13 protein-coding genes are annotated in these 13,892 nt (G+C 56.8%); 7 read left to right on the top strand and 6 right to left on the bottom strand.

Annotated features, from left to right (window positions below):
* Positions 1-23 precede the first annotated feature (23 nt).
* Both ACYVDM_RS12940 and ACYVDM_RS12935 read left to right on the top strand, forming a co-directional pair.
* Positions 24-1,805 carry a thiamine pyrophosphate-binding protein gene (locus ACYVDM_RS12940; RefSeq protein WP_415785171.1) on the top strand — a complete coding sequence of 594 codons (1,782 nt, stop codon included), beginning with the start codon at positions 24-26 and terminating at the stop codon, positions 1,803-1,805.
* 30 nt (positions 1,806-1,835) lie between these two features.
* Positions 1,836-3,308 (top strand): aldehyde dehydrogenase family protein, encoded by a 1,473-nt coding sequence (locus tag ACYVDM_RS12935; protein ID WP_415785173.1) that lies wholly within the window; start codon positions 1,836-1,838, stop codon positions 3,306-3,308.
* A gap of 70 nt (positions 3,309-3,378) precedes the next feature.
* Here the strand turns inward: ACYVDM_RS12935 and ACYVDM_RS12930 are convergent, their stop codons facing one another.
* On the bottom strand, positions 3,379-3,642 hold the full coding sequence (locus ACYVDM_RS12930) for a hypothetical protein (protein WP_415785175.1): 264 nt from the start codon (positions 3,640-3,642) through the stop codon (positions 3,379-3,381).
* 101 nt (positions 3,643-3,743) lie between these two features.
* Here ACYVDM_RS12930 and ACYVDM_RS12925 point away from each other — a divergent pair, with 101 nt between their 5' ends.
* Positions 3,744-4,526, top strand: a complete 783-nt coding sequence (locus tag ACYVDM_RS12925) for an AraC family transcriptional regulator (protein ID WP_415785177.1) — start codon at positions 3,744-3,746, stop codon at positions 4,524-4,526.
* Positions 4,527-4,580: 54 nt separating this feature from the next.
* Here the strand turns inward: ACYVDM_RS12925 and ACYVDM_RS12920 are convergent, their stop codons facing one another.
* Entirely contained in the window at positions 4,581-5,462 is an 882-nt protein-coding gene (locus tag ACYVDM_RS12920) for an EamA family transporter (protein WP_415785179.1), read from the bottom strand.
* Positions 5,463-5,538: 76 nt separating this feature from the next.
* Between ACYVDM_RS12920 and ACYVDM_RS12915 the strand changes: the two genes are divergently transcribed.
* Positions 5,539-6,060: a MarR family winged helix-turn-helix transcriptional regulator gene (locus ACYVDM_RS12915; protein WP_415785181.1), complete on the top strand. Its 522-nt coding sequence runs from the start codon at positions 5,539-5,541 to the stop codon at positions 6,058-6,060.
* Between the two features lie 37 nt (positions 6,061-6,097).
* Here the strand turns inward: ACYVDM_RS12915 and ACYVDM_RS12910 are convergent, their stop codons facing one another.
* Genes ACYVDM_RS12910 through ACYVDM_RS12900 form a run of 3 tightly spaced genes read right to left on the bottom strand, consistent with a single transcriptional unit; the run spans position 6,098 to position 8,793 of the window.
* Positions 6,098-7,315: an NAD(P)/FAD-dependent oxidoreductase gene (locus ACYVDM_RS12910; RefSeq protein WP_415785183.1), complete on the bottom strand. Its 1,218-nt coding sequence runs from the start codon at positions 7,313-7,315 to the stop codon at positions 6,098-6,100.
* Positions 7,316-7,327: 12 nt separating this feature from the next.
* On the bottom strand, positions 7,328-7,654 hold the full coding sequence (locus tag ACYVDM_RS12905) for a non-heme iron oxygenase ferredoxin subunit (protein ID WP_415785185.1): 327 nt from the start codon (positions 7,652-7,654) through the stop codon (positions 7,328-7,330).
* Entirely contained in the window at positions 7,651-8,793 is a 1,143-nt protein-coding gene (locus ACYVDM_RS12900; protein WP_415785187.1) for an aromatic ring-hydroxylating oxygenase subunit alpha, read from the bottom strand. Before ACYVDM_RS12900 ends, ACYVDM_RS12905 begins: the two co-directional genes overlap by 4 nt.
* A 126-nt stretch (positions 8,794-8,919) precedes the next feature.
* Between ACYVDM_RS12900 and ACYVDM_RS12895 the strand changes: the two genes are divergently transcribed.
* Complete coding sequence (locus ACYVDM_RS12895) at positions 8,920-10,230, top strand: citrate/2-methylcitrate synthase (protein WP_415785189.1); 1,311 nt, start codon at positions 8,920-8,922, stop codon at positions 10,228-10,230.
* On the opposite strand, the gene ACYVDM_RS12890 is transcribed toward ACYVDM_RS12895, so the two are convergent.
* Positions 10,222-11,112: a LysR family transcriptional regulator gene (locus ACYVDM_RS12890; RefSeq protein ID WP_415785191.1), complete on the bottom strand. Its 891-nt coding sequence runs from the start codon at positions 11,110-11,112 to the stop codon at positions 10,222-10,224. The two genes, ACYVDM_RS12895 and ACYVDM_RS12890, sit on opposite strands and share 9 nt — an antisense overlap.
* 97 nt (positions 11,113-11,209) lie before the next feature.
* On the opposite strand from ACYVDM_RS12890, the gene ACYVDM_RS12885 reads away from it, so the two are divergent.
* Positions 11,210-12,841 (top strand): FAD-dependent monooxygenase, encoded by a 1,632-nt coding sequence (locus tag ACYVDM_RS12885; protein ID WP_415785193.1) that lies wholly within the window; start codon positions 11,210-11,212, stop codon positions 12,839-12,841.
* Positions 12,842-12,879: 38 nt separating this feature from the next.
* Entirely contained in the window at positions 12,880-13,878 is a 999-nt protein-coding gene (locus tag ACYVDM_RS12880; protein ID WP_460475395.1) for a Bug family tripartite tricarboxylate transporter substrate binding protein, read from the top strand.
* Positions 13,879-13,892 lie beyond the last annotated feature (14 nt).

Below are 13,892 nucleotides of genomic sequence, written 5' to 3'. Positions count from 1 at the left end.
CCGCCCTTACTGCTGGAGCGTTAATGACCGTACCCTCTCCCACCTCCGTGCGTCGCGATATTCCTACCCCTTTCGTACCAGACCAGACCATATGGTGCAGCGACGCCATCGCTGACATTTTGCGCGCGATGGATATGCCGTACGTTCTGCTCAATCCCGGCGCCAGCTTTCGCGGCTTGCATGACAGCATCGTCAATCATTTGGGCAACGACAAGCCCCAGATGATTGTGGTACTGCATGAAGAGCATGCTGTCGCAATCGCTCACGGCTATGCCAAGGTGACGGGCAAGCCCCTGGCCGCTATTCTGCACAGTAATGTGGGTTTGATGCATGGTTCGATGGCCATTTTTGATGCTTGGGTTGATCGAGTCCCTGTCATCGTGTTGGGTGCAACCGGGCCTGTCGATGCTGCGAAGCGGCGCCCTTGGATTGATTGGATTCACACCGCTCAGGATCAGGCGGCTTTGGTACGCCATTTCATCAAATGGGACGCACAACCCACGTCCATCGGCGCGACACAAGAGGCGATGCTGCGCGCTAAGCAGATTGCGACTACCGCACCACAGGGGCCGGTTTACATCTGCTTTGACGCGGCCCTGCAGGAATCAAAGTTGCAGACAGTCCCACCCCTGCCCGACCCATCTCGTTACTTGGCCCCACCCCCTGCACGGCCTGCCGACGACATCATTCGGCAGGCGGCAGAGATGTTATCGGCTGCACGACGGCCTGTCATCCTTGCTGGCCGTGTCAACAGAGACGAGGCAGGTTGGCAACAGCGAATTAAGTTGGCTGAAACGCTGAACGCCGAAGTCTTGACTGACCTGAAAGTTGGCTGCGCATTCCCCACCGACCATCCTCTGCACGCCGCACCTAGTGGACATTTTCTGAATGCCCGCGCGCAGGAAGTACTTCATCGTGCGGACGTAGTGCTGAGTCTGGACTGGCTGGATCTGGCGGGAACGCTCAAGCAAGCCTGGGGCAATGACATCGTCACCAGCAAGATCATCCAAGTATCAGTCGATCATTACAGCCATAACGGTTGGAGTATGGATCACCAGGGGCTTCCACCTGTCGATGTCTTCCTGTTAAGCGAACCTGAGGCAGCGGTCGAACTCCTGAACCAACATGTCAAATCGCGACCGTCGTCGGTGCCTATTCAGGCTCCTGTTCGGCCGAAGGTGATGCCACTTGGAGCATTGACCGTACCGATGTTGGCATCTGTCCTACGAGACGCTATTGGAGATCAAAAGACCTGCTTAATGCGCCTTCCGTTGAGTTGGAGCGGTGACATGTGGGACTTTCGCCATCCACTGGACTTCCTGGGTTACGACGGCGGTGGGGGAATCGGCTCTGGACCAGGCATGTCGATTGGGTCTGCGTTAGCGTTGAAAGGCTCCGACCGGCTACCTGTCGCTGTCATCGGCGATGGCGACTACATGATGGGTGTCAATGCACTTTGGACAGCGGCAAATGCGCACATTCCGATGCTCATGGTGGTATGCAACAACCGCTCGTTCTTCAACGACGAGATTCATCAGGAGCGAATGGCGCGCCAACGCAATCGCCCTGTCGAGAATCGCTGGATTGGGCAGCGTATCGCCGATCCAGAGCCTGACCTCGCCTCAATGGCGCGAGCTCAAGGGCTCACGGCGTTTGGCCCCATTGACGACGCAGAAATACTGGCGAAGCTTCTGCCTCAGGCCATTGAGGCCGTTAAGACTGGTGCGACAGTCGTAATAGATGCTGTCGTGCAAACAGGCTACGGCCCGGCCATGACGGCAGGACTAACGCGCTCCGACGACTAGTCGCCCCCTTTCTCCACACAGGTACCTGGAATGCGAACCAAAGATATCCCCGATGGCATCCTGCCCAAGCAGCGAGAGCTCTACTATGGTGGCGCCTGGCATGCTCCCATATCGGGAGCGTACGCCGACACGATTAATCCCGCTTACAACGAAGTCATCACCCAGGCGCCGGTCGCCGTTGCCGCGGACGTCGACGCAGCGGTGCGGGCTGCGCACTTGGCATTTCCCGGGTGGGCCTCCATCCCGCCTGCCGAGCGTGCGCGCTACCTGCGAAGAGCCGCAGCCGTGCTGCGTGATCACGCCATGCCTTTGGCTCAACTGGATGCATTGAATAATGGCAATCCCGTCTCTGCGCTGATCCAAGATGCTGGATTCGCGGCCGATTGCCTTGAGTATTTCGCCGGCCTTGCCGCTGAGATAAAGGGCGAAACCATCCCCATGGGTGACGGCAACCTCAATTACACAACCCAAGCGCCGCTTGGTGTCGTCGCCCGTATCGTCGCGTACAACCATCCGTTTATGTTTGCTGCCGCTCGGCTTGCCGCACCTCTTGCCGCGGGTAACACCATCGTCGTGAAGGCGCCGGACCAGGCTCCGCTATCGATTCTGCGGCTGGCTGAACTCGTGGGGGAAATATTTCCCCCGGGTGTGGTCAATTTCCTATGTGGTGGGCGCGAATGTGGCGATGCGATGGGTAAGCATCCTTTGGTTCGCAAAGTGACTTTGATTGGCGGTGTGCCAACCGGTAAAGCCGTCATGAGAACCGCCGCGGAGCACCTGAAACCGGTATTGCTTGAGCTTGGTGGAAAAAATGCATTGATCGCCTATCCAGATGCGAACCTGGATTGCCTTGTGGATGGCATTATCGGAGGTATGAACTTCACCTGGTCAGGGCAAAGCTGCGGATCGACAAGTCGAGTTTTTTTGCACGAGTCGATTCACGATCAAGTATTGGACAGCGTCATCCGGCTTCTTCCGGAGCGCCATAAGCCTGGCATTCCTACTGACCCGAAGACGACCATGGGATCCCTTGTGAGTCTAGCGCAGTTGCAGAAGGTAGAGCATTACGTGAAGGTCGGACACGAAGACGGCGGACGATTGGTCTGCGGAGGTAAGCGTCCGGTCGATCCTGTCTTAAAAGATGGATTTTTCTACGAAGCCACGATTTTCGCGGATATGCACCCGGAGATGCGCCTGGCGCGTGAAGAGGTTTTCGGACCCATTATGTCGGTGTTCAAATGGACGGATGAGAACGTCCTATTCGATCAGGTAAATAGTGTTGAGTTCGGCCTTACCGGCTCGATCTGGACGCAAAATCTGAACATCGCTCATCGAGCGGCCAAACGCATGCAGGCCGGCTATGTCTGGATCAACAATGCGAGTCAGCATTTCATGGGGGCACCATTTGGCGGCGTGAAACAATCGGGAATGGGTCGCGAAGAGTGCTTTGCGGAGCTACTCGAGTTCACTGCTACGAAGAATGTGAACATCAAACTAGGATGACGTAAGGCATTTCTCTTTAGAGGGTGTAGGGTGTTTCACCCGCCGTCGCAGCAATGCTCCCGTGTCTCACTCAGGTAGTCGGGTAGTGTGTGTCAATCAATGTGCGCAAGGCTTCGTCGCGGATTGAAAACACGTCGAATAATCCAATGGCGCGTAATCCTGGCAGCAGAGCGCGCATATCGCGCTCCGCGCGCTGCCGCTGCTCGCTCGTTGCCGTCTGATCGCACCAGATGGTGGCGTTCGCCAGGAAAGCGCCCACGCTGCCTTTGCGGATAACGACGCCATCGCGTTCGACGTGGTTTTGACTGTCGTTCAGAATGTCTTCGGCACGCATAAAAAAGCTCCTTGTCATGATGGTCGATGTCGTCATCGTAGGCGTAGTGCTTTAGCCCGAGTACGGTATAAAGGACATTAAATAGCTCTGTGACGCCATCCATGACGGATCCGTTGATTTCTCTTGAATTAGCCTCCACCGCTGGCGGACCGCTGGTGTATGCCGCGATTTCGCATTCGGACTCGGTGCGGGAGACACCCGCTCACCGCCATGCTCGTGGCCAGTTGCTCGGCGCAACACAAGGATTGCTTTCTGTTGACGGGGGTGGCAGCCGTTGGGTTGTACCGGCAACACACGCTGTCTGGATACCCCCTGACGTACCACATGGCCTGCGTTCTCACGGGCCGTTCTCTGGCTGGAGTGTTTATATCGTGGCCTCAGCTTGTGACACGTTGCCTCCAGCACCCTGCATTCTGTCGATTTCAAGTCTGCTGCAGGCCGCTGTGGCGCGGGCGGCGTCGTGGCCGTCGAATACGACGCTTAACATCGTCCAAACCCGGTTGGCGGAAGTCATTCTGGACGAAATTCGCTTGCTGCCGCAAGTCGAGCTCGGCCTGCCCATGCCCCAAGACGCGCGTCTACTTAAGATCGCACAGGCCTTATCCGATAGACCCGATGACGAACGCCATATGCAGGCTTGGGCCCAATGGGCGGGCATCGCCCCTCGCACACTGACGCGTCGTTTCGTGGCCGAAACGGGATTCAGTTTTACCGAATGGCGTCAACGCGTGCGGCTGCTTAGAGGACTCGAGCTACTGGCGGCGGGCAAGCCGGTAACGGCGATCGCACTGGATTTAGGCTACGACAATGTCAGCGCCTTTATTGCATTGTTTCGTCGAACATTCGGTATGACACCGGGGCAATATGCGGCCGCAATGCGTTGAACGAGCACGACGAACTCACTCTTGATGATTCGCCGCGAGGCGGATGAAAGGCCCCTATGCTCTGGTTGGTCGGTTTGTCGCCCATTGAACGGCCAGGATGCTGGCCAGCACCATGACGAATCCGATGGCCGATACACCTGTCACGGATTGCCCTAAAAATACCCAGCCCAGAATCACGGCGGTTAGCGGGCTGAGTAATCCAAGCGATACGACCGCCACCGACGGTAGTCGCGCGACGCCGCGGAACCACAGCGCATAGGCCAACAAGGCACCCGCGATCGATAAGTAGGCATAGGCCAGGGTTTGCATCAGCGTCAAGGAGGGCAACGGCGCGTCCGCCAGCCAGGCAACGGGCGCCAACATCCCTCCTCCCAACAGCAGTTGCCAACCTGTTAACGCCAACACCGGCATATCCGTGCGCCAACGGCGTGTCAGATAGGTTCCGGTCGCCATGCAGGCGGCGCCCACTAACGCCGCCACAATGCCAACAGGGTCCCAAACCGTGTTCGGTGACAGCAACAAGACCGCCATGCCGAATACCCCCAAAATACTGGCCCAGAGCGCCAGTCTGACTGGCTGACGATGATCGACGGCCCATACCAGCGCCATCATCAATAGCGGCTGGATTGCGCCGACGACTGCGGCCAAGCCACCCGGCAATCGATACGCGGCGATGAACAACAAGGCCTGGAAAAAACCGATATTCAGCGCCGACAGTACGAGCAGCCGCCCCCACTGCCCTAGGCTCGCCGGCCAACGGCGTGTGAACAAAATAAGCAACAGGCCCGCGGGCAATGTCCTGATCAGCGCCGCCGTAAATGGGCGGTCCGGTGGGAGCAACTCCGTGGTGACGATATACGTCGATCCCCAGATGACAGGGGCGAGTGCAGTCAACGCAATATCGCCCCAGATGGCGTGATGTGAGGGATTGGACATAAAATAATCTTGAGTTCAAGATAAAATCCAATGGTGATGATATTTTATCTTGATGTCAAGATAAATGGAGCGGACGGTGGGAAAAACACGGCAATTGGATTCGGTGGACGTCATTCTTGAACAATGGCGCCGTGAACGTCCCGATCTGGACGTCATGCCGATGGGTCCGATCGGGAGGCTCAAGCGTTGCACCGCTCTCGTGCAGCGCAAGCTGGATCAGGTCTTCTCGGAATTCGGGCTAAGTAGTTGGGAGTTTGACGTGTTGGCCACGCTGCGGCGCGCCGGGGCGCCCTACTGCCTGGCGCCGACTGTGCTGTTTTCGGCGTTGATGGTCACGTCTGGCACGATGACCCACCGGCTCAAGGGATTGGAAACGTCCGGTTGGGTGGCGCGTTTGCCGAATCCCGTCGATGCTCGCAGCATGTTGGTCAGGCTGACACCGGCCGGGCTTGCGTTAATTGATCGCGCCGTGGTCGCTCACGTGAAAAACGAACGGGAAATCTTGGCGTTGATACCGGCAGACACGTTGACGTCATTGGATGAGCGTCTCGCGGAATTGCTCTGCGTGCTGGAGGATACGCCTTCGGCTACGTCCTAAGGATGTCGCACGACGCCCGCTCCCTACGGCTGTCTGGCTAAAGCCGATCCAGTCGCGTCGCTAAATCCTGCAATTCGGTGGCATTCGGACATTGCCCTCGTTTATGCCAGCGCTTTGCCAGCTTTAATTCTTTTGCCATATTGACAGCGATGACCGAGTGCAGGCTGCCGTCAACGACCTGGAATACGCAGAATTTTGCACTCTCGGCGGATCCTCGCAGGATGTGGGCGCCAGCTTCCGAAGGTATTCCCAATACTTGCAAATTGACATCGTATTGATCTGACCAAAACCAAGGAAGGTCCCGCTGCAAATGCATCTTTCCCGCTAGGACTTCGCCAACGGCGATGCCTTGGTTCTGGGCATTGGCCCATGATTCGAGCCGTATGCGCGCCTCTGTAGGAGCGCCAGACCAGGTGCACGGTTGATTCGCCACGTCGCCAACTGCGTAAATGGACGGATCCGACGTCCGGCCGTGGGCATCGACCACAATTCCGTTTTCGACCAATAGCCCACAAGCCGTCGCCAACTCGGTATTGGGTTCAAGGCCGATGCCGAATACCACCACATCAGCCTCCTGGACACCCTGATGAGTGTGGGCCAGCAATGGGCCCGCGTTTTCGGATCGATCGATCGCGGTTACTGCGCCCTCCAACTGAACATCCACCCCTTGACGCCGATGCAGGCTCAACAGAAAGCCAGATACACCGACCGGCACCGAGCGCGCACAAAGCCTCGAACCACTTTCTATCAAAGAAACCTCTAACCCAAGTAGACGAGCCGTTGCCGCTACCTCCAAACCTATCCATCCGCCACCCACGACCAGCAGGCGAAGGCCTGGCCGTAATGCGGCGCGTATGCGGGACGCATCATCCAGCGATCGCAAGGTATACACGCCGTCCAGGTTGCCGCCCGCTATCGTGGGTTTGCGCGCCCTTCCCCCCGTGGCCAGGACCAGCGAGTTATAGGTTAACGATTCCCCTTGCTCCAACAGAACATGACGGCGGTTGCGATCAATCTCGACCACCGTCGCACCCAGCTTGAGTTGTATGTCGAGTTGCCGTGCTTGTTGGACGGACAGCAGGCACGGCGACTCGGATTGTGCGCCAGACATGACTCCTTTGGACAATGGCGGGCGCTCATAAGGAGGATGTGCCTCTTGTCCGAGCAGCACTATCTCAGCCTCAGGAGCATGCTGTCGTAGCGTGCGCGCTACCCACGCACCCGCTTGTCCGGCGCCGACGATGACGGTTTTCATGGCTTAGATACCTTATACGAGCGCAACCCGGATATAGATGCCCCCGTCCTCTACTCGCGCAGGATAAGAGCGCAGGTTTTCCGTACAGGGTGCACTCACCGCTTTGCCGCTGCGTATATCGAACCTACCCTCATGCAAGGGGCATTCGATTTCACAACCGTCCTGTATCAGCCCTTCCGACAGGTCGGCATCACCGTGGGTACATTGGTTATCAGTGGCATATATTTCGCCATTGAGCTTGTACAAGCAAATAGGCAGGTCGCCCACTCCCACGCCCAGGGTGTCTTCTTCGTGTACGTCGGTATAGTCTGCCACCCGAATCCATTGCTCCGTCGTCACGCTGACCTCTCCATCAGATCAATGTAGTGGTTCTCCATATGGTGGAGCGCCTCCTCCATCGGTGCCATGGGGCCAGGCTGAAAGAACTTGGAACCCGACGCATTTTGTAGCGACTCAACCATGACAGCGTCTTCAACGATGATCTGACGAACGAACTCTCGATATTTTTTCAGCTCCTCGTCGTAATTGGGAATAGAAAAGGCCGCTGGCGGGAATAGCAGATAACAGATCACCCGTGTTTCATTGGGAGAGATTGGCCATACGTGCCACATGCGCAAACTGTCGGACCGCATCGACATGTTCAGATTCGGATAGATGCCTGCCTTGCAGGCGATGCCTGATGATTTGTCTTGTGCCCAAGGTAAGGTGGGAAACACCTGTTCGCCGCTTTTGGAGTGCGGTCGGGCTTCGTACTGAGTGTGCCAACCACCGTTTTTTTCGAGGTGAAACTTCAGCTTTTCACCCTTGACGAAGCCGCCGAACGTGCTCTTGTGGATCACGCCCACGTGATAGATGTCGATCAGATTTTCGACCAGAAATTTCCAATTGCACTTGACGTCGATCTCGACTTTGTCGGCCAGCTTGCATTCGCCCGATTGGAACCACCACAGATCCTCCTCGTACGGTGCGATGTAGTCCTCGAATGAGGATGGTTGTTCGGCAAAGTTGATGAAAATCCACCCCCGCCAGATCTTCACTGCTAGAGGCTTCATCCGGGCACCGCTCATGTCAACTTCAGATTCCTTCATGCCCGGTGCCGCAATCAGTTTGCCGCCGACGTCGAACAGCCAGGCATGATATGGGCAACTGAAGTCCTTGGCATGCCCACAGCCGCTTGCCACGGCCACACCTCGGTGCAGGCACATGTTCATGCAAACCTGAATCTCATTCTCGGCGGGTCGCGAGATGAGAATGGGTTCGCTCATGACGCTAAACGTCATGTAATCGCCGACATTGGGGATTTCCTCGACGCGACCGACCGAGAGCCAGTGTGTCATAAAAATCCGCTCTTTCTCCATGGCGTAAATCTCTTCTGAGCTGTATACGCTGCCCGGCAAGTGACGGGCGCGCAGCAAGCTTTCCCGCGTCTTCTCGAGTCTGGGGGAAAGCTCACGTAATTGGATCGCGGCGGTGTGCATGAGGTGTGTCTCCGGTGGTATGAATTCAGTGCTGAACAGTTTATTATCGACATTGATCGATGTATAGATCGACTATAAAATCGATCTAATGACGAATCGCCATTTAATAAATTCGAGGCTATTTCTGTGATCAAGCGGCACGAACCATCGAGCGACGCTATCGCACATGCGTCAAGCGACACAGGCCGTCGCGTTAATGATGTTGACTACGTGCGCCGTGACGAAGCCTTAGCGATGTTGGGCATTAAGAAAGAGTCGCTGTACACCTATGTCAGTCGAGGTCTCATCAAGACGCTGCCCGAACCAGGCAAGCGCACCAGCTTGTATCGCAAGTCTGATTTGGAAAAGCTGAGCACACGAGCTGGCGCCAAAGCCGGCGGGGCACCCGTGGCCCAGGCGCTACGCTATGGAGAACCTGTGGTGCAGACCTGGATCTGCGACATCAGTCCTGCGGGGCCGCATTATCGTGGGCTACTTGCGACGACGCTAGCGCGCGAAGGACGGTCTCTGGAATACGCGGCAGACTTGCTCTGGGGCGGCCTCCCCCCGGGACGCGATCGCCCGTGGCCTTGGGCGAAAGACGATTCGGCTGCGACACCGTATGGCCTTGCAGGGCAAGATAAAAAAAGCGATTTTTCCCCCATCCGGATTTTGGCTATGGCGGCCTTGCAATTGAGCACGTTGGAGACGGCTGAAGACACGGCTGGCCGAGGTGATGTGCGCATGAGCGGCGTGCGACTCATTGGTACTTTCGCGGGAGTCTCCGGGTATTTCGGGCCTGGGCGCTCGTACGAGCTTGGGAGAGACGAGGAATTCGTCGCCCAGCGACTACTGCGCGGTTTTGGCTTATCCGAGCGGTCGGATCAAGGCACGTTGCTGGCCGCGATGAATGTCGCTCTCGTGCTCAGCGCTGATAACGAACTGTCGGCGCCTACATTCTGCGCACGGGTTGCGTCCTCCGCTGGCGTTGACGTACATGCATGTGTAGCTTCAGCCCTGATGGCTCAAGCGGGTCCCATGCAGGCGGGTGGCATGATGGATCTGGGCCAGTATCTGGAAGATATTCTGACTGCGACTGATCGACCACTGGCATATTCTGGTATCCCCTGCTTCGGCCACCCTTTGTATGATCGCGACCCGCGCGCCGAATTGCTGCTCGGCATGATTCGAGATCTGCCGGGCGATAGCGTCGCAAAAGAGCGCCTGCTATGGTTTGTCAACGCAGTTCATCAACAGACAGGGTCCTATCCCAACTTGTTCGGCGCATTGGTGATTCTGTGCCGGGTATTGGGTCTGCCTGCGACTGCAGCCGTATATTTGCATTGTGTAGGCCGTACCGCCGGATGGATAGCGCACGCGGCCGAGCAGCGCTTGTCGGGCGTGATGCTGCGTCCGCGCGCACGCTATATGGGGCCCTCGCCACACCCTTCAACCTAAGATTAACGCTGCGATCAACTGGCGCAGCCACTTGTGAGCCGTATCGGTGTGAGCACGGCGGTGCCAGAATTGACGGACGCGCGCTTGGGGCATTTTGAACGGCAGCGCGTAGGTCTTTAGTCCGTCCATACCCACTACCGCGTTACCTGGTACGGTCGCTATCAGGTCTGATTGAGCGACGATGACGGCGCTGCGATGGTAGTGCGTAACCGTCAGTTTGACGTCGCGCCGTTGCCTACGGCTCAGTAACGTTTCTTCAACCAGGGCGTCGGTGCTTCCGGCGGTGGACACCACGTGTCCCTGTGATAAATAGCGCGTCAACGTCATCTTGCCTGTTAGTCTTGGGTGATCCGTACGTGCAATACATAAATACCGATCATCGAATAAATGCTGTTGATAGAAGCCAGCATGCAGGAACCCAATATTGCCGATGGCCAGGTCTGCCTGGCCGCTGCGCAATGCCGATGCATAGTCGGCGTGGGGTAACCGCGACGCTTCAATGCTGACGCTTGGCGCGGCGGATGACAAAGCGAGCATCAGACGCGGTAATACAACCATTTCGCCGACGTCCGACATCAGCAGACGGAACGTCCTGGTACTTGACTCAGGGCTAAACGCGGTGGCGTGTGCGAAGCAGGTTTCGATGCCGCTCAATGCCGCTTCCAGTGGACCGAAGAGACTATTGGCGAGCGCCGTAGGCTCCATTGTTCGCCCCGAACGGGTGAACAACGGATCGTTGCACTGTTCGCGCAATCTGCGTAGTGCATTGCTCATCGCAGGTTGCGTCAAGCCAATCGCATTTGCCGCATACGAAACGCTGCGCAGTCGATACACGACGACGAACACGCGCATTAGATTCAAATCGAAGTTTTTTATATTCATAGCGTGAATTTAGAAACTCTCAATCATTGATTTGACTGTATTAGCAGTGTGGCATGACTATGTTCTCCGTGCATAGATTCTCTTGAGGGAAAGATTCATGTCGAAAACACTAGCCAAGGTCCAGGTCCTTATTGTGGGAGGAGGACCTATCGGCCTGGCCATGAGTATCGATCTGGCACGGCGGGGAGTTCGTTCCGTGCTATTGGAGCAAGGCGACGGTACGATCGAGCACCCTCGCACGGGATTGGTCGCTATTCGTACGATGGAGGCCTTTCGCATATGGGGGATTTCTCAACAGGTGCGCGATTGTGGCTTTCCTGAAGACTACGATCTATCTATGGTGTTCTGCACGTCCCTCAATGGCCTGCTACTGGATCGCGAAACGTATCCAAGCATGCGTGACAGTCCGACGCCGCCCGAGACGCCAGAAAAGAAGCAGCGCTGTCCGCAACTGTGGCTGCAGCCAATCTTGACCGAAGCCGCTCTGGCGAGTTCGGAGACAGAGATATTGTTCCAGCACCGTTTCGTCCGTCTAGAGCAGGATGATGAATCGGTGCGCGTGGAAGCCCTCGATCTGCGCACTGGCCATAAGAAGCTGTTTCAGACGCAATATTTGCTTGCCTGCGACGGCGCTTCAAGCTTGGTGCGGGAACAGGCCGGAATCACGATGCAGGGCCGATTGCTGAGCTACTCGGTCAACATTCTCATCAAGGCCGCAGGCTTGGCAGGCAAGCATCCCATGGGGCAGGCCGAACGTTATCTGTTTGTTGGCCCCGAGGGAATGTGGGGCAACCTCACTGTTGTCGATGGTGCTGACATCTGGCGTCTAACAGTGCTGGGCTCTCAGGAAAAAATGGATCTGTCATCGTTCGATGCCACTGTTTGGGTGCGCCGCGCGCTGGGCGGCTCCAAGGGGCCGGAAATCGATTTTGAGGTGCTGTCAGTGACACCTTGGCGACGTAGCGAGATGCTCGCGGACAACTACGTTAAGGCACGCGTGCTACTGGTGGGAGATTCCGCTCATACTATGTCTCCGACCGGAGGTATGGGTATGAATACCGGCATACAAGAAGTGCTGGATCTAGGGTGGAAACTCCAAGGCGTCTTGCAAGGCTGGGGAGGACCTGCCCTGTTACGAAGCTACGAGATCGAGCGTCGGCCCATCGCACAACGAAATACCAGTTTCTCCACACAGAATTTTCAAGCGTGGCAGGACACACCAGACTCTCGCGCCGTATGCGACGAAACCCCCGAAGGCGAACGCACCCGGGTAGCATTGGGTAAACGGTTGCGCGATTCAACACGCGTCGAATGGGAGTCGATGGGACTGCAGATTGGACACAGGTACGATGAATCGCCGATCTGCATCTCGGACGGCACTGCGCCCGTACCGGATGATTTCAGGATCTATGTGCCCAATGCTCGTCCTGGTGCCCGAGCGCCACACGTCTGGCTGAAGGACGGCAGATCGATCTTGGATTTATTCGGCAAATCGTTCGTCTTGCTCAGTTTTACCGACGACAACGAGGCGAAGGCCGAGGCGATGCGATCCGCGTCCACGACAAAGCACATACCGTTCGAAGTGGTGACGCTCGACGACGAACCCGAGGCGGCGCGCATCTATGCCGCAAAGCTGGTGCTGGTGCGTCCCGACGGACATGTCGCATGGCGTGGCGACGGAGTGGACGACCCACACCATATTCTTGACGTTATACGCGGTGCTGCCTGACGGCACAAACACCAAAACGAAAACTAGGAGACAGAATGATGATGCAATCCTGTAAACGTCGGCTCTTTCAAGTGGCCTTTTGTAGTTTGTTCACTGGCGCGTGCTTGTCCACGGCGCAGGCAGCCGACGAGGGCTATCCAAACCGGCCCATCAAATTCGTGGTTCCCTACACGGCCGGCGGTAGCAACGATGTCGTGGGCCGCGTGCTCGCACAGAAGCTGTCCAGTGATTGGGCTGTGCCTATCATCGTCGAGAACCGTCCCGGTGCAGGCGGCAATCTTGGGGCCGCACAGGTGGCGCGCTCGACAGCGGACGGTTACACGTTCTTGATCACGCCCAACAATCTTCTGACAATGAATCCCTACGTCTATAAAAAGACCGGTGTCGGGTACGATTCGATCAAGGATTTCCAACCGGTCTCCTTGATTGCCACCGGACCAATACTGCTGGCGGTCAACGCGGAGTTGCCAGTGAATTCGGTCAAAGAACTCATTGCCTACACAAAAAATAATCCAGGCAAACTCAGCTACGCCTCAGCAGGAGTGGGCACACCCCATCACTTGACTGCGGAACTGTTCAAGTCCATGACGGGTATAGAAATGCTGCACGTGCCGTACAAGGGTGCGGTATCCGCCGTCAGTGACTTAGCCGCCGGACGAGTACAGGTTATGTTCGGCATTCCCAACAGCCTGATGCCCTTTGTTAAGACGGGCCAACTCAAGGCGTTGGCTGTGAGCAGTTTGGCGCCGTCCCCAGAGCTGCCAGATCTACCCACGATAGACAAGGCGGGTGTGCCCGGATTTGATTCTTCACTGTGGATCGGACTGACGGCACCAACCGGTACGCCAGCAGCGATCATCACGAAGGTCAATCAAGGGATCAAACAAGCGATGCAAGATCCCCAAGTGAAAGCCAGCCTGCAAGCGCAAGGATTGATGCCAGAGTCGAATAGTCAGCAGGAGTTTGCCAAGCTGATCAAGCACGACGCGGATCGCTGGTCCAAGCTGGTCGACGAGCGACAACTGTCCGCGGACTGAAGTCGCTAGCCTGC

The sequence above is a fragment of the Bordetella tumulicola genome, from assembly GCF_054779135.1.
Note: the sequence above shows the minus strand (reverse complement) of the source record. Positions and strands in the feature narration are given on the sequence as shown.

Excerpts from the sequence above, each read along its gene's own strand:
- ACYVDM_RS12940 (WP_415785171.1), top strand. The coding sequence starts at position 24 with ATGACCGTACCCTCTCCCACCTCCGTGCGTCGCGATATTCCTACCCCT.
- ACYVDM_RS12935 (WP_415785173.1), top strand. The coding sequence starts at position 1,836 with ATGCGAACCAAAGATATCCCCGATGGCATCCTGCCCAAGCAGCGAGAG.
- ACYVDM_RS12930 (WP_415785175.1), bottom strand. The coding sequence starts at position 3,642 with ATGCGTGCCGAAGACATTCTGAACGACAGTCAAAACCACGTCGAACGC.
- ACYVDM_RS12925 (WP_415785177.1), top strand. The coding sequence starts at position 3,744 with ATGACGGATCCGTTGATTTCTCTTGAATTAGCCTCCACCGCTGGCGGA.
- ACYVDM_RS12920 (WP_415785179.1), bottom strand. The coding sequence starts at position 5,462 with ATGTCCAATCCCTCACATCACGCCATCTGGGGCGATATTGCGTTGACT.
- ACYVDM_RS12910 (WP_415785183.1), bottom strand. The coding sequence starts at position 7,315 with ATGAAAACCGTCATCGTCGGCGCCGGACAAGCGGGTGCGTGGGTAGCG.
- ACYVDM_RS12900 (WP_415785187.1), bottom strand. The coding sequence starts at position 8,793 with ATGCACACCGCCGCGATCCAATTACGTGAGCTTTCCCCCAGACTCGAG.
- ACYVDM_RS12890 (WP_415785191.1), bottom strand. The coding sequence starts at position 11,112 with ATGAATATAAAAAACTTCGATTTGAATCTAATGCGCGTGTTCGTCGTC.
- ACYVDM_RS12885 (WP_415785193.1), top strand. The coding sequence starts at position 11,210 with ATGTCGAAAACACTAGCCAAGGTCCAGGTCCTTATTGTGGGAGGAGGA.
- ACYVDM_RS12880 (WP_460475395.1), top strand. The coding sequence starts at position 12,880 with ATGATGCAATCCTGTAAACGTCGGCTCTTTCAAGTGGCCTTTTGTAGT.